This is a genomic window from Asticcacaulis machinosus (assembly GCF_028550435.1).
GTDB lineage: Bacteria > Pseudomonadota > Alphaproteobacteria > Caulobacterales > Caulobacteraceae > Asticcacaulis > Asticcacaulis machinosus.
The window spans coordinates 535,120-555,029 of record NZ_JAQQKV010000001.1; the positions used below are offsets into that span (position 1 = coordinate 535,120).

Sequence of the window (19,910 nt, forward strand, 5' to 3'; positions counted from 1 at the left end):
TCAGGGTAACGCCCTTACAGGTCATCTGCCAAGGCATTAAACGCTTAGGCCGCGACTCCCAAGCGCTTGGCGATCTTTTCACGGCCAATCAGGAACGACAAAGCCCCCATGTCCGGGCCATGCGGCTTACCGGTCAGGGCCAGACGTAGCGGCATGAACAGTGTCTTACCCTTGGCACCGGTGGCGTCCTTAATGGCTGACGTCCACGCGCTCCAGCTATCACGACCGTAGTCGGTCGGCAACAGCTCCAACGCCTTTGCCGCAAAGCCCTCATCTTCAATGACGGTTGCCACATCATCACGGACAATTGCGGCCCATTCAACGGCGTCGGCAAACTTATGCAGGTTCGGCTTTATGGTATCCCAGAACAACTCGCCCAGATTGGCGCTAAGCGCTTCCAGACGGGGATTCGCCTCGGCATAGGACATAGCTTGCAAAACACCAGCATTTAGTCGCATCAGGTCATCAAAGTCATAACGCGCCGGGGCCCGGCCCATCTTGGCGAAATCCTGAGCCTCAGCCAGAACCTCCAGCGACGGCGCAACCTCCAGCGGGTCGGACGTGCCAATCTTGGCCAGATGCGACGTAATCGCCAAGGGCTCCAAGCCATCTTCACGCATCTGGGAAATCGACATAGACCCCAGACGCTTCGACAGCCCCTCACCATCCGCCCCGACCAACAAAGTCATATGGGCAAAGGTCGGTAGAGGTGCCCCCCCGAAAAAGGCCGATAAGGCCTCAAAAATCTCAATCTGCGTACCGGTATTGGCGACATGATCTTCGCCGCGGATGACATGGGTGATCTTCATGTCGATGTCATCGACCACCGACGGCAAGGTGTAGAGAAACGCACCGTCTTCGCGGATCAGCACCGGATCAGACATGGAGGTCGTGTCGACCTCACAATGCCCACGCACCAGATCTTCCCAGGCAACGCGCTTGCCATCCAGCTTAAAGCGCCAGTGCGGCTTACGACCCTCGGCTTCAAAGGCGGCTTTTTCAGCCTCAGTAAGCTTAAGCGCGGCGCGATCATAGACCGGCGGCAGGCCGCGCGATAGCTGCACCTTGCGGCGGCGATCCAATTCATCGGCGGTTTCATAGCAGGCATAAAGACGGCTATCGGCTTTCAGCGCATCGGCGGCCTTTTGATAGATATCAAAGCGCTTGGATTGGTTGTAACGCTCATCCCAGTTGAGCCCCAGCCATTTGAGGTCGGTCTCGATCAGGTCTTCGTTTTCCTTGGTGGAGCGCTCAAGGTCGGTATCGTCGATCCGCAGCACGAAAAGGCCCTGCTGCTTCTTCGCGAACAACCAGTTGATCAGGGCGGCGCGAACATTGCCGGCGTGGATACGGCCGGTCGGCGAAGGGGCAAAGCGTACCTTAACGGTCATGGGGGATAGTCTCTGGGTTACAGTCCAAAATCAAGGGACTTCCCATACGCTTTAAGGTGGCGATTTTAAAGGCCTAATTGGGATTGTTTTTAAAACCTAATCGTCACGGTGAACGCGCTCACGGCGCTCATGACGCTCCTGAGCCTCAATGCTGAGGGTCGCGGTCGGGCGGGCTTCAAGTCGGGCCAAACCGATCGGCTCACCGGTTTCTTCACAAAAGCCGTAAGACTGATCATCAACGCGACTGATGGCTTCTTCGATTTTGGAAATCAGTTTGCGTTGACGGTCACGAGTGCGCAGTTCCAGCGCGCGATCCGATTCCGATGACGCACGGTCAACCAGGTCGGGATGGTTCTCGGTTTCTTTTTGCATGGTGTTGACGGTCTCTTTCGAGCCGCGCAGGATATCTTCCTTCCATTCCACCAGCTTTTTACGGAAATAGGCCAACTGACGCTCGCTCATATACTCTTCGCCGTCAGACGGTTTGTACCCCTCACCCTTAACCTGAATATCGAGTGTACTCATAAGACCTGCACTCCGAATCTAACTGTTAAGTCCCCAAAGGTCTCAACAGACCCCAAACCATTTAGCTCCGGCTGCAAACATCACGCCACAAACCGGTCAGCCCTTTTTTAGGCGGCTTATAGACACCGGAGTAAGACGATTCAATGACTTTGCGCAGGATTTTTTCACATGGGATACAATAGGCCGCCGTGTTGAGGCGTCCGGTATAGCTAACCCATTCATTGCTATGAAAATTTAGCTTAAGCCGCGTTTAGCCAGTTCAACCAGCGCCCGCGTTTCAATATGATCCAGAACCGCCTGAAGTTTCTCATCTTCGACGCCCTCGCGCCGATCCGAGATCATGGTTTTTAGATTAAGCAAGGTGGCGTCCGCCAGAGTGCCATCCAGAAGCGAGACCTTAACGTCCTCCAGCACATCCAGAATGTCATTGGCCCGGCGGATCTGACGGCGCCTGCGTCCCGTCAATACGTCTTCTTCCGCCTGCAACGCCAAAAGCGCATCAATGCCGCCCACACCAAAAGCCCCGGCGGCGGGCGCTGCACCGGCTGCCGATCCCGCACCTTGGGTTGAACTGCCTTTCGATAAGGAAAACCCATCACCACCAGCACGCTTGACGCCGCCTGTCGTCGCAGAAGCGCTTAAACCTTGAGAGGGATTGATCCTGAGCGTCATCGCCAAAAACACCTGTACTATGGATGAAATATGCTCAGGCCTTATGCCTGCTTTCAAAAAGCGTCCGCTTTCGGGGCGCAGGATCATAGTCCTTATGCCATAGGCCAATATTTCCCTGTGATGGTAACTTTGACGTTAATATCCGGGCAAATTTTTCCCAACACGGCCACAGCGCGCCAATTAACCAATTTATACGCTGTTTTTATTAAGAAAATTCACATCACCAATTGGCACAAACTTCGCATAGCCCCTTCCAACTAATGTAAGGTTTAGGTGATTATGCGCTTTTTCACGTCCATCCTACCTCGATTGCTGCTTTTATCCACGGCGCTTTTGACCTTTGCTGCACCGGGTTTCGCGGCGTCCCGCATCAAGGACATTGTCGATGTCGAAGGCGTGCGCAAAAATCAGCTTATCGGCTATGGCATCGTCGTCGGCCTGAACGGCACTGGCGACAGTGTGCGAAATGCGCCCTTCACCAAGCAAAGCCTTGAGGCCATGCTGGAGCGGCTTGGGGTCAATGTCCGTGATGCAAATCTGAACGTTAAAAACGTCGCTGCGGTTATGGTGACGGCGGAACTGCCCGCCTTTTCGGCATCTGGCTCACGCATGGATGTATCGGTGTCGGCTATGGGTGACGCCAAAAGCCTTTTGGGCGGCACATTATTAGTGACCCCGCTTCTCGGTGCTGACGGTGAAGCCTATGCGGTCGCGCAAGGTACCGTTCAGACCGGTTCAATCTCAGCCGGCGGCGCATCGGGCTCCTCCATAACAAAGGGCGTGCCGACGTCCGGCCGCATCGCTTCGGGCGGGATTGTTGAGCGCGAAATTGCTTTTGACCTCAATGCCATGCCGGTTGTGCGCCTGACGCTTAAAAATCCGGATTTTACGACCTCAAAACGCATCGCCTCGGCTATCAATGCCAGCTATCCCGGATCGGCTTTTGCGGATAACCCCACCATCGTGTCGCTGAAAGCGCCGCAGGGCGCCAATATGATGAACTTCATCACCGATATCGAACAGATGAGTGTCAATGTCGATACGCCTGCCAAAGTGGTGATCGATGAAGTCAACGGCGTCATCGTCATGGGCGAAAACGTCCGCGTCTCCCGTGTCGCCATCGCTCAGGGCAATCTGACGATATCGGTTCAGGAGCAACCGTTCGCCAGCCAACCGGCACCATTTAGCCAGGGGCAGACCGCGCTCGTCCCCGACTCTCAGGTCTCAATTGATGAGGAAAAGGGCAAGAAGCTTTACGATCTCAAGGCTACAACCTCCCTCAGTGATCTGATCGAGGGTCTGAATGCGCTGGGCGTGTCACCACGCGACATGATCTCGATCCTGCAAGCCATCAAAACCTCTGGTGCCCTGCAAGCCGATATCGAGGTGATGTAATGAATTTAACCAGTAACGCCCTTCTCAGCCTGCAAGGCCAAAATACAGACGCAAAGATTGCGGCCGTTGGGGATCAGGCAAAATCGGCCAATCAGGCGCGCGCTCAAAAGACCGGGCAAGAGTTTGAAACCATGGTTCTGTCGGCCATGCTACAGTCTATGTTCCAAGGCGTTGGTGATACGGACGGCCTGTTCGGCGGCGGCGAAGGCGAAGAAGCCTTCAAATCCTTTTACACCGAAGCCATCGCCAAGCAGACCGCCCTTCATGGCGGCATCGGTATTTCTGACGCCATTCAAAAACAACTGCTGCAACTTCAGGAGGCCAAGGCCGCGTCATGACCCTTTCAGCTAACAACGCCTCTGATCGTGCCCGCCAGATTCTAGGGCTCACTGAACGCCTTGGGACACGTCTGGCATCAGAGACGGCCGCCCTGGAGGCTCATCGCCCGCAGGATATCCACGCCAGCATCGAAGAAACCCGCCAGTTATCCAACCTGTATCGGATGGAAACCGCGCGTCTGAAAGCCGACCCAACCCTGCTGTCAGGCCTGAGCGATGACATGAAATCTCAGTTGCGAACCGCAACCGAAACTTTCATGGCTATCGCCAAACGTCACTCTATTGCTGTTGAGGCCGCCCGTACCGTCACCGAAGGTATATTGCACACCATCGCCACTGATATTTCCGAACGCAAGGCGCAAGGGGCAAGCTACGGCCCGGGCGCGCGGCAAGTGTATCGTGACCCGACATCCCTTAACCTGACTCACAGGGCATAATTGCTATAAAATAGAGTCATGCTGACACTTTTGGTCAGTGCCAAACCGTCCTATATAGACTTCTTACCGACAAACCGGACTATAGGACTTCATGGCTGATCCTGACTTTATCAAGATACGTGGTGCGCGCGAACATAACCTCAAAGGGGTCGATGTCGATATCCCCCGCGGCAAGCTGGTGGTGCTCACCGGTCTGTCAGGGTCTGGCAAATCTTCGCTGGCGTTCGATACCATCTATGCCGAAGGTCAGCGCCGCTATGTCGAGTCACTGTCCGCCTATGCGCGTCAGTTCCTTGAACTGATGTCAAAGCCCGATGTCGATCTGATTGAGGGGCTTTCGCCGGCAATCTCGATTGAGCAAAAGACAACCTCTAAAAATCCACGCTCAACCGTCGGCACTGTGACGGAAATCCACGACTATATGCGTCTGATGTGGGCGCGGGTTGGCATTCCCTACTCACCGGCCACGGGACTGCCGATTGAGTCCCAAACCATATCCCAGATGGTCGATAAGCTGGTATCGCTGCCCGAAGGGACGCGTATCCTCTTGCTGGCCCCTTTCGTGCGCGGCCGAAAGGGTGAATACAAAAAGGAAATCGCCGATCTCCAGCGTCAGGGCTTTCAGCGCCTCAAGGTCGATGGCACCTATTACCCAATAGAAGACGCCCCCAAACTTGATAAGAAATATAAGCACGATATCGATGTCGTCATCGACCGCGTGGTCATCAAAGATGGCCTGATGGCGCGACTGGCCGATAGCCTTGAGACCGCCCTGCGACTAGCTGATGGACTGGCCATTGCCGAATATGCCGATCTGGCCGAAGGGGAAACTGAACCCAAGCGCATTATCTTTTCGGAAAAATTCGCCTGCCCTGTATCTGGGTTTACGATTGCTGAAATCGAGCCGCGACTATTTTCATTCAACAACCCGTTTGGGGCCTGTCCGACCTGCGATGGCCTGGGCGTCAAACTTACTTTCGATCAGCAATTGGTCGTGCCGGATGAGACATTAAGCCTTAAAGACGGGGCGGTTGCGCCGTGGTCCAAAGGCACGTCGCCGCTCTATACCCAGACCCTGCAAGCCCTGGCGCTGCATTACGGTTTTGAGATGGACACCAAATGGCGCGCCCTGACACCTGATGCGCAAGCTGTCATCCTGCATGGTTCGGGTTCCGAAAAAGTCAAGTTCACCTATGCTGACGGCTCGCGCCGTTATGATGTGACGAAACCGTTTGAGGGCGTCATCCCCAATATGGAGCGGCGCTGGCGTGAAACCGAATCGGCCTGGGCGCGCGAAGATCTGGCGCGTTATCAGTCCGAAACCCCGTGTGAAGCGTGCGGCGGCAAACGTCTCAAACCCGAAGCTCTGGCCGTTAAGATCAAAGCGTTTGATATCGCACAGGTATCAGGCCTCTCGATTCGCAAGGCTCATGAATGGTTTGCCGATCTGGAAAATCACTTGTCCGAAAAGCAAATGGATATCGCCCGGCGCATCTTAAAGGAAATTCTGGATCGCCTGAAATTCCTCAACGATGTCGGGCTGGACTATCTCAATCTCTCGCGAAATTCCGGTACCTTGTCAGGCGGGGAATCCCAGCGTATCCGTCTGGCCTCACAGATTGGATCAGGTCTAACCGGCGTGCTTTACGTGCTGGATGAACCGTCGATTGGCCTGCATCAGCGCGATAATGACCGCCTGCTCGAAAGCCTTCAGGGTTTGCGCGATCTGGGCAACTCTGTGCTGGTGGTGGAACATGACGAAGATGCCATTCTGACCGCCGACTATGTGATCGACATGGGGCCTGCCGCCGGTGTGCATGGCGGTGAAATCGTGGCGCAAGGCACGCCAGACGATATTAAGGCCAATGCGAACTCTCTAACTGGCCAGTATCTGACAGGTAAGCGCGAAATTCCGGTGCCACTTGACCGTCGGCCAATCAACAAAAAGAAGATGCTCAAGGTTATCGGCGCGCGCGGCAATAACCTGAAAAACGTCACGGGCGAAATTCCGGTGGGTGTAATGACCTGCATTACCGGCGTCTCTGGCGGGGGGAAATCGACATTTACACTTGAAACCCTGCATAAAGCCGCCGCGCGACGCCTCAACAACGCTTCGGCCAATCCGGCCCTGCATGATAAGATTGAGGGCCTCGAACATTTCGATAAGGTCGTCGAAATCGACCAGTCGCCGATCGGCCGCACTCCACGCTCCAACCCGGCGACCTATACCGGTGCGTTTGGCCCGATCCGCGACTGGTATGCCGGTTTGCCCGAAAGTAAAGCCCGTGGTTATGGCCCCGGTCGGTTCTCGTTCAACGTCAAGGGCGGCCGCTGTGAAGCCTGTTCCGGCGACGGTCTGATCAAGATCGAGATGCACTTCCTGCCCGATGTCTATGTCACCTGCGATGTCTGCAAAGGTAAGCGTTACAACCGTGAAACGCTCGAAATTTCTTTCAAAGGCAATTCAATAGCGGATGTGCTTGATATGACGGTTGAAGAAGGTGCCGAAGCCTTTAAGGCCGTGCCGACCATCCGCGATAAGCTGGAAACCCTGAAACGGGTCGGCCTCGGCTACATCAAGATCGGCCAGCAGGCGACCACCCTGTCGGGCGGTGAAGCCCAGCGCGTCAAGCTGTCCAAGGAACTGTCCAAACGCGCCACGGGCAAGACGCTTTATATCCTAGATGAGCCCACGACCGGCCTGCATTTCGAGGATACCCGCAAACTGCTCGAAGTCCTGCATGAACTGACCGATAGCGGGAATACCACCATCGTTATCGAACACAATCTCGATGTCATCAAAACGGCCGACTGGATTTTGGACTTCGGCCCCGAAGGCGGTGACGGCGGCGGCGAGATTGTGGCCTTTGGCTCCCCCGAAGCCGTGGCGGAAAATTTGAAATCGTGGACCGGACGGTATCTTAAAGATCTGCTGGCCCGGCATAAGGAGCGCAAACGGGCGTAAGACAGGTTACTTAATCTAAATTAACCATTATCGGCGCATGGTAAACCTGATTGAGATTAAGGATTCTACCATGCGCTCCGCCCAACTTCGTTCGCTAACCTTAGCTGGCCTCATGCTGCTGGCCGTTTCAGGATGCAGCGGCGGCGAAAAATCTGTAAAATCGGATGAAGCGCATGGCGATAGTCACGGTGACACTCATGGTCAAGCCGACGCTCATGGCGGCACGGGTGGCGCAAAACTTACGCATTGGGCCTATAGCGGTGATGAAGGTCCGTCACACTGGGCACAATTAGGCGGAGACGCTGCGACCTGCGCCAGTGGTGCCCGCCAGTCTCCGATTGACCTGACCGGCAGCGGCCGGCCTCAGATGTCCAAAATCACGCTGGACTATCTGTCCTCCAACGCCACCATTCAAAATGACGGCCACAGCATCAAGGTGGTGCCATCTAAGGGTGGCGGTCTCATCGCCGATGGTACGCAATATGACCTGAAGCAAATCCATTTTCACAGCCCTAGCGAACACACCATTAATGGCCGCCGCGCCGCACTTGAAAGCCATTTTGTTCACCAAAATACCAAGGGTGAGTATTTGGTGGTGGCCGTTCTGTCCAATGTCGGGGTCGCCGATCCTATGCTGGCGCCCATATGGACCTATTTACCCAGTGATCAGACGACACCGGCCGCCATCCCTGATCTGTTGATTAATGCGCGCGATCTCATGCCTGCGGCTGAGGAGTTTTTTGTCTACTCCGGGTCGCTAACCGTACCGCCGTGCTCAGAGGGCGTAACCTGGATGGTGTTCTCAGCGCCCTTAAGTGTTTCGCCCGAACAGGTCAGCGCTTATGAAACTCTGCTGGGGTCGACCGCCCGCCCCATTCAGGCGCGCAAAGACCGTGATGTCCTGACAATTATCAGCGCGGGCTGATTGTTTCCGGCACGCGTGACTGAGCCTGCTCACGCAAGGTCAGCAAAAGGCGACTCTGGGCTGAGGCCATCATGAGTTCACGTAAAAATGCTGAAATCGCCGTGACCATCAGCATGACCGAAAAAAACGGCAAGAAGGGCATGAGATCATTTAAGGTTTTAACCTCAAGACCTTGCTTGAATAAACGAAACTGCTCAATGAGGTCCATATTCAAGCCAATGACGGAAATGACATGCACCGATGTCATGCAAATCACCAGCAGCACATAGGTGAACAGGTAAACCAGAAATATCGACCAGAACTGGTGCCGGGTCAGCAGAAATGAGCCTATAAAATCTATCCGTCGTTTACAAAAGCTGTCCATTGAGGCCAGCGACAGACGCAATTTTAACCAAACCACGCCTAAGAACTGTAACAGCCCCACCAGAAGCACGATCCCAAATGTGGCGTAGTTGCGGCCGATGTGGATTTCCAAGGCCATATTGGCAACCCAGGCCAAAAGCACCACCACCAGGAACAAGGCTACCGACAACACCATAATCACGACAAACTTGAGACCGTAGAACACTACCTGACGCACTTCATCCGACCCGAATGTAAGTGTAGCCGCTCTCCGGTTATCTACGGCGATCTGCGCACGATATATAGCGCATTTTACCACCAGATGTGTAAGCCCCACAATAATTCCACATACCGTTGCCGCCATCAGGGTTGTGTAAATTAAGCCTGACAGAAGTTCCGGTTGCGTGCGCAGCGCCTGCCAGAAAGCCAGCCAATGCTCACCGAACGCCAGCACACTGAAACCATAAGCCAGCCCATAGCCTATGAACATTATGGACAGCCATTTGAACGCTGTTAAAGGCCGATCACGCAACAACCTGAGACCGTCAAACGCGATGTCTTCGGATAAAACCCTGTTCACGCCACACCCCGTTTACGTCTTCAGGGTAACGCCCCTGCCCCTGAAAGACTTTTTTGTGCAAAAAAGCCAATGGCGACATTTTGCACAGACAGGGTTTAGACTGTCGCCTACATACCCCAAAACCGTGTCATTTTTTTTCGGCGCATCCCAAAAGGAGTGTCATATTTCTAAGTGTCAGTAAATTTTTAAAATCAGATGGTTGCGTGATTATTCTTGAGGAGTTTATACGCCGCCGCCTGCGCGCCAATCATGATCGCTGACAGCAATGGCGCCCTTAATGCACTCATCAGCATATAGCCAATAATCGCCGGATTATTCAGGTTTTCCAGCTTTGAAAAATCGCGCTGATAGACAACATTCAAGCTGCCCATATCCCCGCCCAAGGCCGACACCGCGACGGCCGCGAAAATAATCTCGCACAAGGTTATGACCAGAAAAATCATAATGATCGCGACGGTATAACCGCTCAAAAGTTGCCAGAAATGCCCTTTGGTCAACTTGAAGCTGCCCGTAAAATTAATCCGTCCCTGATCGAAGCTTTGCACGGGAATGAGGGACAGGCGCACTAACAACCAGATATAAAAGGCGACGGACACCACGCCGGTGACTGATGCCACGACGGTATTGGGCACAGACAAGCCACCTATCAGCACGCTGCCCAGAATGAGCAGCGCTATGGTTGAGACAATGGCCAGCAGCACCACAAAGCACAGCAACAGCACAGAAACGACAATCTGACGCAGTTCATCTTTTCCGAATTTTAAAAACCCTGCCCGGTCGCCCGTTCCGCCCAAAACCGCCCGATAAACAGCGCACAGTACAATCGCTGAAAACAACATGGAGACGATAAAAGCAGCCGCCGTTGCCGGGGTTACCTTTTGCATAAGGGACAGCATGGACATAACAGCGTCAGGATCCGTGGCGCCGTTATTACGTTGCATTTCCATCATGGCCATGAATTCCGGCCCGGCCATGAGAATAAGTATGACCGTTGACATGACCTGAGACAACAACAGAACCGGTGCCCAGAAAAGGATCAACATGGGCCGCTCGCGGATAATACGAAAGCCTTCGAATGCAAAATCAAGCGTTAGCGCCACTTCAGTCCACCTAAATCTGCCCCGGCATGGGGCACGCGCACTCTATACACCGGCTCGCACCTCAATGCGAAGCCCGCAAATCCGTAATCTGTTTATAGGCCGAAGACAGAAAACCAACCGTCACCGGCAATACGAACAACACAGCCACGACGGCATTAACCAGTCGAGCCAACCAGTGATTTTCAATCTGTTGCAGCCCATAGGCCAGCACCACAACCGGCAAGGTCAGAATAACATAGCCTACAAACAGCTTAATCACCTGCCCTGAAGACAGCGACAGGGCATTGAGCGAAATCATCTGCCGCCCGGCTATGGTCGCCGGCTGATACAAACACAATTTGAGAGATAAGATACCCAACACCACGAGCGTCAGAATGATAAATCCAATGACGACATAACCGGCCACGGCACCGTGCGTCAGTTCCTGGAACAGGCTATCCAGATTATTGTAGGTTTCGGCCCCCAGACCTGACGCACTCAATATTACCGCCAGAACCAGACTTAAGGTGATAAACACCATGATCCAGAACAGTGACACCAGAAGTGTCGCCCCGATCAGGCGCCATTCAGGTTTGGAAAACTGCAATCCCCCCGGCCCCAGGCCTTCGGCGCGCGCATACTGCTCAAATATTGCGACCCGGTACAAAGCGCCAATGGCCGCAAACTGCAACAGAATCGCGGCAATGAGCAAAATATTACTGGCCTGTTCAGGCACAATATTAGCCTGAGTGATACCGAAAATGACCAACATCAAACCCAACGACAGCCAAGCCCGGCGGATACCTTTCGGTATAAATCCGAATGCCGCCTTCACCGCCGTCACCACCGAAAAAGCCGCACCTGCGCTCATAATAAACTGCCTGCCCGCCAATACTTTTTTGCCGAAGCCCCCATAGGCTTTGATGCGGCACTTTCAAACTATCCGGCTTTTAGTGACAAATACATTCTCTTGAAAAGCATATTTATCAAAGCGGTCGCATTTCCTGAAAACAAGGGCTATAGAGCCACACTTTAAAGCCCAAACTCAGGGCCGCTATCATCAAAAACCAAGTGCGCATTCCATGACCAACATCAAACCCGTACACGTTATCGGCGGAGGCCTTGCCGGTTCAGAGGCTTCGTGGCAACTGGCAAATTCAGGCGTGCCGGTCATTCTCCATGAGATGCGAGGCGCGGCGTCTGAAGATGGGGCTGCCATAACCACAGATGCGCACCAAACTGATGATCTGGCCGAACTGGTATGTTCCAACTCATTTCGTTCAGATGACTGGCAATTCAATGCGGTAGGCCTGCTGCACGAAGAAATGCGGCGCATGAATAGCCTGATTATGGCCTGCGCGGACAAACATCAGGTGCCCGCCGGCGGGGCACTGGCCGTTGACCGCGAAGGTTTCGCTCAAGCGGTGACGCAGGCCATTCAGTCGCACCCGCTGATCACAGTCGTGCGCGAAGAGGTCGTAAGCCTGAAAGGTACCGACTGGGACAATATCATCTGCGCCACCGGCCCGCTGACGTCGCAGTCTTTGTCAGACGTCATTCTGGAACTCAGCGGCGAAGGCCACCTGAGCTTTTTCGACGCCATAGCCCCGATCGTCCATACTGACAGCATCGATATGGGCATAGCCTGGCGCCAGTCACGCTATGACAAGGAAGGCCCCGGCGGTGATGCGGCGGCCTATATCAATTGCCCGATGAATAAGGCCGAGTACGAGACCTTTATCGACGCACTCCTGGATGGCCCCAAGGCTGATTTCAAGGATTGGGAGCATGTCCCTTATTTTGATGGTTGCCTGCCGATCGAAGTCATGGCCGAACGCGGCCGTGAAACCCTGCGGCATGGCCCGTTGAAACCGGTCGGTTTGACCAATCCGCGAGACCCACTGGTCAAGGCTCACGCAATTGTTCAATTACGTCAAGATAACGCATTGGGCACGCTCTATAATATGGTGGGTTTTCAGACCAAACTTAAGCACGGCGCACAAGCCGATGTCTTTCGTCTGATCCCCGGTTTGCAAAACGCTCAGTTCGCCCGGCTTGGGGGGCTGCATCGTAACACCTTTATCCAGTCGCCTAAGATTCTGGATCGAAAACTCCGGCTTAAAACGTTGAATACCGAAGGTATATCCCTGCGTTTTGCCGGGCAGATCACCGGCGTCGAAGGCTATGTCGAGTCCTCAGCCATTGGCCTGCTGGCCGGGCGTTTCGCGGCATCTGATCGTTTGGGTCGGGACATGGTTGCTCCGCCTGAAACCACAGCGATGGGGGCCCTGATCAATCATATCACCGGCGGGCATCTGGCGGGAGGCTCTTTTCAGCCCATGAACATTAACTACGGCTTGCTGCCACCGCTCGAAGCGCCAAAAGTTGATGAAAACGGTCAGAAAATCCCGTTGAAAGAGCGTGGACGGGCGAAAAAACGCCTGATGAGCTTAAGGGCATTAAATGACCTTAATTCGTGGTTAGATGAATCGTTTAAACGATAGCCTGCCAAGGCTGTCTTAGCTTAAGTTTGTGTGTTTAAAGTCGGGTTATGGGGATGAAGGTTTCACGTATCTGCCTGGGGCTGGCAGGTTTAGCTGTAATGTGGCTGGCAGGGTGTAAGACAATGCCGGAGCCAATCACTACAACAGTCTATGTCCCTGTGGTCGTGGCTCCGCCCCCGCCGCCCAGTTCCTTAACACCCCAGCCGATCATGCTGTTCAACATGACCAAGCAGGGCCGCAAACTGTTTGTGCTCAATGACGAGTTTCCCTATTGTGATGCGGTAACCGGAAAAGTCGTGGTCGTGCCTAAGTGGTATGTCACCGACTTCGCCTCGGTTCCCTGGTATGGTCAGGGCGTGGTCAATCCGCAGGGGCCGACGGCGCGCGCGGCCATCATCCATGACTGGCTCTACACGGTGGGCGAAAAAGGCAAGCGTCAGGAAGCCGATGATATTTTCTACCGCGCCATGAAAAAATTCGGTGTATCGGATTTCGAAGCCGGCATTGCCTATAATGCGGTGCGGGCGGGCGGTGAGCGCGGCTATGGTCTGGCTGACGACTGGATGTTTATCGACCCAACTCGCCCACTGGCCAAGCAACCGGCGCCATTTGGAAAGCCGCGTACCGGTGCGACTAAAATCATGCCTAAGTGCATTGGTTTTGAGACCCTGATTGCTGGCGGCTGGAAAGCTTATCCGGTAGCGCGGGCCTCATACGCCGTGCCGCAGATGCCTACAGCCGCGCCCGCAGGAACGCCCAAAAAACCTTAAGTCGACGCATAAGGGGCCCGTTGTGCTTTTGTGCAGCATAGGTTTCCGCCAAAGCCGTGTGAGTTATCAGCGGCACCAAAGACGGCGGGATTTTCTGGAATGCGGCCGTAGCCTCTTCCCTCAAGGCCTTAAACAGCGGGGCTGGCGGCGCGATCATCTGTCCGGCATGAAGCCTTGCCAGCGCATAATAGCGGGCCGGTTCAGCAAGGGTGGCGGCATCGACATTAGGATCAAGCACCTGAGCCGCAATCCGGGCCAGCAAAACCTCGCTGCGATCCGCAAGCGTCAGGGCGTCTTTGTGGTTTAGGGGCTGCTTATCCAGCAAAACCATCTGGCCTTCGATCAGATCCAGCAGTATCTGCCCATCAAGGGGATAACGCCCGAATATGTCCTCAAGCGCAGCACTCAAAGGATGGTAGCGCACGGGCACGCCCGCCATGATTTCCTCAACCGCCTCGTACCACCAGCGCAGACGAATTTCCCCCATCAGCGGTTGGGTTACGCGCTCAGGCACTTCACGCAACGTGTCAAAAAACGCATATAAAGTACGTATATCCGCGCGCTTCACCGCATCATCGATAAAGGCCGAAGACAAAAGCAGGTCTTCGTTCTTCACGCTCAGGTCGTCATCAGACATAATAACAGACTACCCAAACAGCGTCTGGTACATCGCCATAACCGCCAGCATCGGCAGCGACAGCAGCACATTTATGCGTGAAAACCGCATGGCTTTTACGGAAGCCGCAGCCTTGGCTTCCGGCGTCGCCTCACGGATACCCAGCGCAATCCTCTGGGCCGGCCAGATGACATGCCAGACGTTGAAAAACATGATCAAAGCCAGCCACATGCCGATACCGATAAAGGCCAGCGGCAGATCGGCTGGGCTGAAACCACCGGCAAACCCGAAACTCAAAGCCTCAGCAATATAGCCCCGCGCCCAGGCCAGCCCCAAACCAGCGATCACGGTAAACAGGGCCGAATAGCGGAACCAGAACAGGGCTTCGGGGGCAATATACTTCGTCACAGCCGGTTTCATTTCGGCCGGAATTTCGGGCATGACCCGCATCTGCACGAAATTGAAATAGTATAGTAAGCCGACCCACATGATGCCGAAAAGCACATGCAGCCAGCGTAAAACTCCGTGCAGAAAGATCAGATCAAACCCGCCCGCACTGTGCATGCCAAGGCCTACGATCATGATGATCGCCAGCACCAGACTGAAAATCAGGGTCGCCGTCAGATTATTGAGAATTTTCAGCATAGTCCCGCCCCCTAAGCGCATCCCGAAAAGTGTAAAGCGGTTTTCGGCCAAGATGCGCGTTAAATTTAGAAACCTGCGGTCAGCATAAGGTATTTCACCCCAAACTGACCACAGGTTTATGAATAAGGCTTAGCGTTTGCCTTTGAAACCACCCATATCAACGATTTCAGCGTCCGCATCGCTGCGGTTCACGCCCCAGATCAGAATGACGGGGGCAGCCACATAGATCGACGAATAGGTGCCGACAATGATCCCGAAGATCAGGGCAATCGAGAAACCAAACAGCGCCTCGCCGCCCAGCACCGCCAGGCCGACCAAGGCGCCCACCGCCGTAATGCCGGTCATGATCGTGCGCGACAAGGTTTCATTGAGCGAAAGGTCAATCACATCGGCCAGCGGCATCTTTTTGTATTTACGTAAATTTTCGCGCAGCCGGTCGCAAACTACGACGGTATCGTTCATCGAATAGCCGATAATCGTCAGGATCGCCGCCACCGCCGTCAGCGTAAATTCCAGATTAAACAGGGCAAACAAACCGAACGTCAGAATCACGTCGTGCAAAAGGCCCAGAGCCGCCCCCACCCCGAACTGCCATTCAAAGCGGAACCAAATGTAGACCATCATCAGCAGGATGGCGAAAAACAGCGCCATAACGCCGCCAGTCAGCAGTTCACCGGACACTTTTGGCCCCACGACTTCGGTCCGGGTAAACTGAGCGCCTTCGAATTTACCGGACAGGTGAGTTTTAATCTCATCAACCTTCTGAGCCGGGTTACCGCCTTCGGGGGTTTCAAAGCGGATCATCGCCTCGACATTTTTCCCCCCATCGCCCTGAACCTGAACGTCATGCAGCCCTTCGGCATCATTCAAGGTGTCGCGAAGAGCGCCCAGATCGATAGGCTGGCCGCCGCGGTTCATATCAAGCACCGTACCGCCCTTGAAGTCGACACCGCAGTTTAGGCCACCACACGGTCCTTCAAACGGGATAAGCACAGATGCGATCGAACCGATCACTAAAACGACCGACAGGATCGCAGCGAACTTTGAGAAAGCGACAAAACGAAAATTCGTTTTCGCCGGCAGTAATTTGATAAGTGGCCAAGCCATATTCGTTACGCCTTTAAATCGGGAGCGTCTTGGGTTTCGCCGAGCGATACCACCAGACCAGCAGAACCTGAGTGATGAACACAGCCGTAAATACCGAGGTGAACACCCCGATCGTCAGCGTCCAGGCAAAGCCGCGAACCGGCCCTGCGCCAAAGGCAAACATGATGAGCGCTGCCCCAAGGGTGGTAATGTTAGCATCCAGAATGGTTTCAACCGCCCGTGAGAAGCCCGCATCCAGCGCCCCAATAAGACTACGCGCTTTGATTTCTTCACGCATCCGCTCATAGATCAGGACGTTCGCGTCGACCGCCACCGCCAAGGTCAGGATAAGACCCGCGATACCGGGCAAGGTCAGGGTCGCCTGCGTCACCGACATGGCGGCGATCAGCATGACCAGATTGGCAACGAGAGCCGCCACGGCGATGCCGCCGAAAATAAACCCGTAAGCCAGGATCATGAACACCACCACGAAGATGAAGGCGATCATGGTGGAGAACTGCCCTTTGGCGACCGCATCGGCACCCAGTTCAGCGCCGACGGTCTTTTGTTCTTCGACCTTAAGCGGTGCAGGCAATGCTCCGCCTTTCAGGACATTGACCAACTCAGAAGCTTCCTGAGTCGAGAAGGTGCCGGTAATCTGCCCCGAACCACCCGTGATGGCGGACTGAATGGTCGGCGCTGACACGATTTTACCGTCCAGAATGATAGCAAAACGCTTACCAATGTTCTGGGCCGTAGCATCACCAAACTTACGCGCGCCCTGACCGTCAAAGCGGAAATCGATAGCTGGACGAGTATACTGATCCGTACCCACCGACGCATTGGTCAGGTTATCGCCCGACACCAGAACTCGCTTTTTGACCACCAGATATGGCTCACCCGGATTTTCGGACGGCAGCAGTTCTGAGCCCGGCGGCACTCGTCCGGCCTGAACCTCGCTAGGCGATATGGTTTCATCAACCATCTGGAAGGTCAGCTTGGCCGTCTGGCCGATCACGCGCTTAAGCTGCTCCGGATCAGATTCGCCCGGCGCCTGAACCACGATGCGGTTAGCCCCCTGACGCAGGATCGTCGGCTCTTTAGTCCCCAGACTGTCGACCCGGCGGCGCACAATCTCGATAGAGGTATCAACGGCTGAGGCCGAATCGGCGCGGCGACCATCGGGCGTAAAGCGCAAACTGATGGTTTGATTGTCCCCGCGGACAACATTTATATCCCTTACCGCCGGATTTTTAGGCAGAGGCTGCGGCAATTTCTGCAATTCCGTTAAGGCCGCCTCAAACTGCGCAGTATCTGTAATGCGCACATTGACCGCTTCGGAGGTTGCCGCAAGCCCGCTGAAATTGATAGACTTTTGGCGCAAGGTAGAGCGCACATCTTCGGTCAGGTTCGCGGTCTTTTCACGCGCCAGCGCATCTGTATCGACTTCGAGCAGCAGATATGACCCGCCCTGAAGATCGAGCCCCAGATTAAGGGTCTGCGACGGCAGGTAATAGCGCGCCAAAGTGGTGCGCACATCCTGCGGCAGGAAGTTTGGCAGCGAATAAAGTATGCCGAAGATCGTGGCGGCTATCACCATCCATATCTTCCAGCGGGAAAATTCCATCATAGCGTTTGCGCCCTTTGAAGGCTTTCGGGACAAACCGTGCGGTTCGCCCCTCCTTATTTAATATTCACAAAAAACAAGCCCCTGCGGGACACGCAAGGGCTTGGGAACTCAAAGGCGCTTAAGCGGCCTTGGAATCGTTGGCTGGCGCCGGCTCACCCTTAGTACGGATCTCAGTGATGAAGCCCTTGACCACGCGCACGTTCACGCCTGATGCAATTTCCACCATGACCTCAGCATCTTCGACGCGGGTTACTTTGCCAATCATGCCGTTAGACAGAACCACCGTATCGTTACGCTTGATGGCGGCGATCTGAGCCTGGTGCTCCTTGGCGCGCTTTTGTTGCGGGCGCAGGACGAGGAAATACATCAGAGCAAAGATACCGATTAGCGGCAGGAAGCTGGTGAAAGCACCGGCCAGACCACCAGATGCGGCGGCAGTATCGGTGGCGGCTTGGGCAAAGGCAGGTGTGGCGAACACAAGTGTCTCCTGAAAATATGATGCCGAGCCCACTGCAGGCTTAACCGCGTGGATATCAGCGTTCAAGACTACATAAGGCCAAGTTTCAAAAGGTCAATGGGGGATGGCGGTTTACAGCGTGCCCTTAACCTTACGGCAGAACCAGATTGGGATCGATGGGCTTGGCGATTTCCGTCGACGGCGTATAGCGGATCTCAAAATGCAGTTGCGGTTTTTCGACCGCGCCGGTCTTACCGACCGTGCCAATGACTTCACCCTTTTGAATCTTTTGGTTAGTTTTTACCCCCAGCTTATCAAGGTGGGAATAGCCGGTATACCAGCCGCCCGCGTGTTGAACATAGACGGTATTGCCCAGTTCCTTCACGTGACCGCCGACATAGACCACCTCGCCGTCAGCGGCAGCCCTCACCTCAGCCCCTTCGGAAGCGCCGATATTGATGCCGTCATTGCGAACATTCGGCCCCAGTTGACCATAGGGCACCAGAAGCGGCCCCTTGACGGGCCACAGAAAACGCCCCTTGCCCATCTGCGCCAGAGCCGATGACGTCGGAAAGGTTCCGGCCCTGGCGACCACAGGCTTTTCCACCGGCTTAGCCACAGGGGCCGTGGTGGTTATCACAGTCGTTGTCGTGGGTTTGGCGGGCTCAGAGACCGCCACCGCAGTGGTAACCTTGACGTCAGGCTTTGGGGTCTCGGCAGGCTTGGCAACCGGCTTTGGTTGCGCGACAGCGATGGTTGTCACGACCTTCGCCGGTGCCGGGCCAGTCGCATGGGCAGCTGATCCCGCATCCTTCGCCGCATCCGGCAGTTTGATTTTCTGGCCAATCGACAGGCCCGCCCCTTCGGCCAGACCATTCTGGCTCATCAGGCTTTTGACCGGCACACCAAAGCGACGGGAGATACCGTAAAGCGTATCTTTGGCCTGAACCGTATAGATATGGGTCGTCTTTGTCGTGGCAACCGGCTTTGGAGCGGCGGTTTGGGTTGGCGTCTGAGCTGCCACAGGCTTGGGCGCCGCGGCAGGGGACGCCGGTGCCGGTGCCGGCAGGGCCGCTAAAGGCGACGAACTGACCTGACCACTTGGAGCCGCCACAGGAACCGCCTCGACAGGAGCCGGCGTAGGCTGGACGGGCGCACTCGCCTGCCCCATCGGATGGGGGGCCATCGCGGGCGGACGATCCTGCATATAGATCGGATATTTTGGCTCAGCATTTTGCATCGACGCACAGGCCGTCAGGGTCATAACCCCCAAGGCCGCAACGGCGGTAGTGTTAACAATCCTAGAGACAGCTTTGAAACGGTGCATGATCTTGCCCTCTCCGATCCTGAAAGACACGTAAGTCGCGACATAGTTATCAATCATGGCTAACGAATCGTTACCTTCGCACCATTACCGGTAATAAACCGTCAATAAGTTCGCAACGTGCCGGAGCGCTTACATTAAACTTACTTAACTGGCTAACCGGCACAAATGATGCTAGTGGATATATAACATTGTTATCAAATGTAACCCTGGGTTACATTTTACAGGT

Annotated in this window: 19 protein-coding genes; 7 read left to right on the forward strand and 12 right to left on the reverse strand. The window is 54.8% G+C overall.

The features are described 5' to 3' along the window. Window positions 1-44 precede the first annotated feature (44 nt). The 3 genes from gltX to PQU98_RS02605 form a co-directional block, all read right to left on the reverse strand. Window positions 45-1,391: a glutamate--tRNA ligase gene (gltX, locus tag PQU98_RS02595; RefSeq protein ID WP_272743310.1), complete on the reverse strand. Its 1,347-nt coding sequence runs from the start codon at window positions 1,389-1,391 to the stop codon at window positions 45-47. A gap of 96 nt (window positions 1,392-1,487) precedes the next feature. Beyond that, a complete protein-coding gene (gene dksA / locus PQU98_RS02600; RefSeq protein WP_272743311.1) occupies window positions 1,488-1,916 on the reverse strand; it encodes an RNA polymerase-binding protein DksA in 429 nt (142 codons plus the stop codon). Between the two features lie 234 nt (window positions 1,917-2,150). Next, window positions 2,151-2,675: a flagellar assembly protein FliX gene (locus PQU98_RS02605; RefSeq protein WP_272743312.1), complete on the reverse strand. Its 525-nt coding sequence runs from the start codon at window positions 2,673-2,675 to the stop codon at window positions 2,151-2,153. A 192-nt stretch (window positions 2,676-2,867) separates the two neighbouring features. Between PQU98_RS02605 and PQU98_RS02610 the strand changes: the two genes are divergently transcribed. The 5 genes from PQU98_RS02610 to PQU98_RS02630 all read left to right on the forward strand — a co-directional run bounded on the left by PQU98_RS02610 (window position 2,868) and on the right by PQU98_RS02630 (window position 8,648). Next, window positions 2,868-3,983, forward strand: coding sequence for a flagellar basal body P-ring protein FlgI (locus PQU98_RS02610; protein WP_272743313.1), 1,116 nt, complete (start codon window positions 2,868-2,870; stop codon window positions 3,981-3,983). Then, window positions 3,983-4,321, forward strand: coding sequence for a rod-binding protein (locus PQU98_RS02615; protein ID WP_272743314.1), 339 nt, complete (start codon window positions 3,983-3,985; stop codon window positions 4,319-4,321). The genes PQU98_RS02610 and PQU98_RS02615 overlap by 1 nt, the downstream gene beginning before the upstream one ends. Next, on the forward strand, window positions 4,318-4,758 hold the full coding sequence (locus PQU98_RS02620; RefSeq protein ID WP_272743315.1) for a flagellar basal-body protein FlbY: 441 nt from the start codon (window positions 4,318-4,320) through the stop codon (window positions 4,756-4,758). Before PQU98_RS02615 ends, PQU98_RS02620 begins: the two co-directional genes overlap by 4 nt. Before the next feature lie 91 nt (window positions 4,759-4,849). Then, complete coding sequence (gene uvrA / locus PQU98_RS02625) at window positions 4,850-7,723, forward strand: excinuclease ABC subunit UvrA (protein ID WP_272743316.1); 2,874 nt, start codon at window positions 4,850-4,852, stop codon at window positions 7,721-7,723. A gap of 70 nt (window positions 7,724-7,793) precedes the next feature. Next, window positions 7,794-8,648 (forward strand): carbonic anhydrase, encoded by an 855-nt coding sequence (locus PQU98_RS02630; RefSeq protein ID WP_272743317.1) that lies wholly within the window; start codon window positions 7,794-7,796, stop codon window positions 8,646-8,648. On the opposite strand, the gene PQU98_RS02635 is transcribed toward PQU98_RS02630, so the two are convergent. The 3 genes from PQU98_RS02635 to PQU98_RS02645 all read right to left on the reverse strand — a co-directional run bounded on the left by PQU98_RS02635 (window position 8,635) and on the right by PQU98_RS02645 (window position 11,520). Further along, window positions 8,635-9,570 carry a hypothetical protein gene (locus PQU98_RS02635; RefSeq protein WP_272743318.1) on the reverse strand — a complete coding sequence of 312 codons (936 nt, stop codon included), beginning with the start codon at window positions 9,568-9,570 and terminating at the stop codon, window positions 8,635-8,637. The two genes, PQU98_RS02630 and PQU98_RS02635, sit on opposite strands and share 14 nt — an antisense overlap. Before the next feature lie 191 nt (window positions 9,571-9,761). Further along, complete coding sequence (locus tag PQU98_RS02640; RefSeq protein ID WP_272743319.1) at window positions 9,762-10,670, reverse strand: hypothetical protein; 909 nt, start codon at window positions 10,668-10,670, stop codon at window positions 9,762-9,764. A 61-nt stretch (window positions 10,671-10,731) separates the two neighbouring features. After that, window positions 10,732-11,520: a hypothetical protein gene (locus PQU98_RS02645; protein WP_272743320.1), complete on the reverse strand. Its 789-nt coding sequence runs from the start codon at window positions 11,518-11,520 to the stop codon at window positions 10,732-10,734. 211 nt (window positions 11,521-11,731) lie between these two features. Here PQU98_RS02645 and trmFO point away from each other — a divergent pair, with 211 nt between their 5' ends. Both trmFO and PQU98_RS02655 read left to right on the forward strand, forming a co-directional pair. Then, entirely contained in the window at window positions 11,732-13,153 is a 1,422-nt protein-coding gene (trmFO, locus tag PQU98_RS02650) for a methylenetetrahydrofolate--tRNA-(uracil(54)-C(5))-methyltransferase (FADH(2)-oxidizing) TrmFO (RefSeq protein WP_272743321.1), read from the forward strand. Window positions 13,154-13,275: 122 nt separating this feature from the next. Next, window positions 13,276-13,923 carry a DUF1353 domain-containing protein gene (locus tag PQU98_RS02655; RefSeq protein ID WP_272743322.1) on the forward strand — a complete coding sequence of 216 codons (648 nt, stop codon included), beginning with the start codon at window positions 13,276-13,278 and terminating at the stop codon, window positions 13,921-13,923. Here the strand turns inward: PQU98_RS02655 and PQU98_RS02660 are convergent. From PQU98_RS02660 to PQU98_RS02685, 6 genes are all read right to left on the reverse strand, one after another. Next, window positions 13,886-14,560, reverse strand: coding sequence for a squalene/phytoene synthase family protein (locus tag PQU98_RS02660; RefSeq protein WP_272743323.1), 675 nt, complete (start codon window positions 14,558-14,560; stop codon window positions 13,886-13,888). The two genes, PQU98_RS02655 and PQU98_RS02660, sit on opposite strands and share 38 nt — an antisense overlap. A 9-nt stretch (window positions 14,561-14,569) precedes the next feature. Continuing rightward, complete coding sequence (locus PQU98_RS02665) at window positions 14,570-15,184, reverse strand: hypothetical protein (protein WP_272743324.1); 615 nt, start codon at window positions 15,182-15,184, stop codon at window positions 14,570-14,572. A gap of 129 nt (window positions 15,185-15,313) precedes the next feature. Further along, window positions 15,314-16,291 (reverse strand): protein translocase subunit SecF, encoded by a 978-nt coding sequence (gene secF, locus PQU98_RS02670; protein ID WP_272743325.1) that lies wholly within the window; start codon window positions 16,289-16,291, stop codon window positions 15,314-15,316. A gap of 13 nt (window positions 16,292-16,304) precedes the next feature. Then, complete coding sequence (gene secD / locus PQU98_RS02675) at window positions 16,305-17,900, reverse strand: protein translocase subunit SecD (RefSeq protein ID WP_272743326.1); 1,596 nt, start codon at window positions 17,898-17,900, stop codon at window positions 16,305-16,307. Between the two features lie 118 nt (window positions 17,901-18,018). Then, a complete protein-coding gene (gene yajC, locus PQU98_RS02680) occupies window positions 18,019-18,378 on the reverse strand; it encodes a preprotein translocase subunit YajC (protein ID WP_438263854.1) in 360 nt (119 codons plus the stop codon). A 130-nt stretch (window positions 18,379-18,508) separates the two neighbouring features. Next, window positions 18,509-19,684, reverse strand: coding sequence for a M23 family metallopeptidase (locus tag PQU98_RS02685; RefSeq protein ID WP_272743327.1), 1,176 nt, complete (start codon window positions 19,682-19,684; stop codon window positions 18,509-18,511). Between the last annotated feature and the right edge of the window lie 226 nt (window positions 19,685-19,910).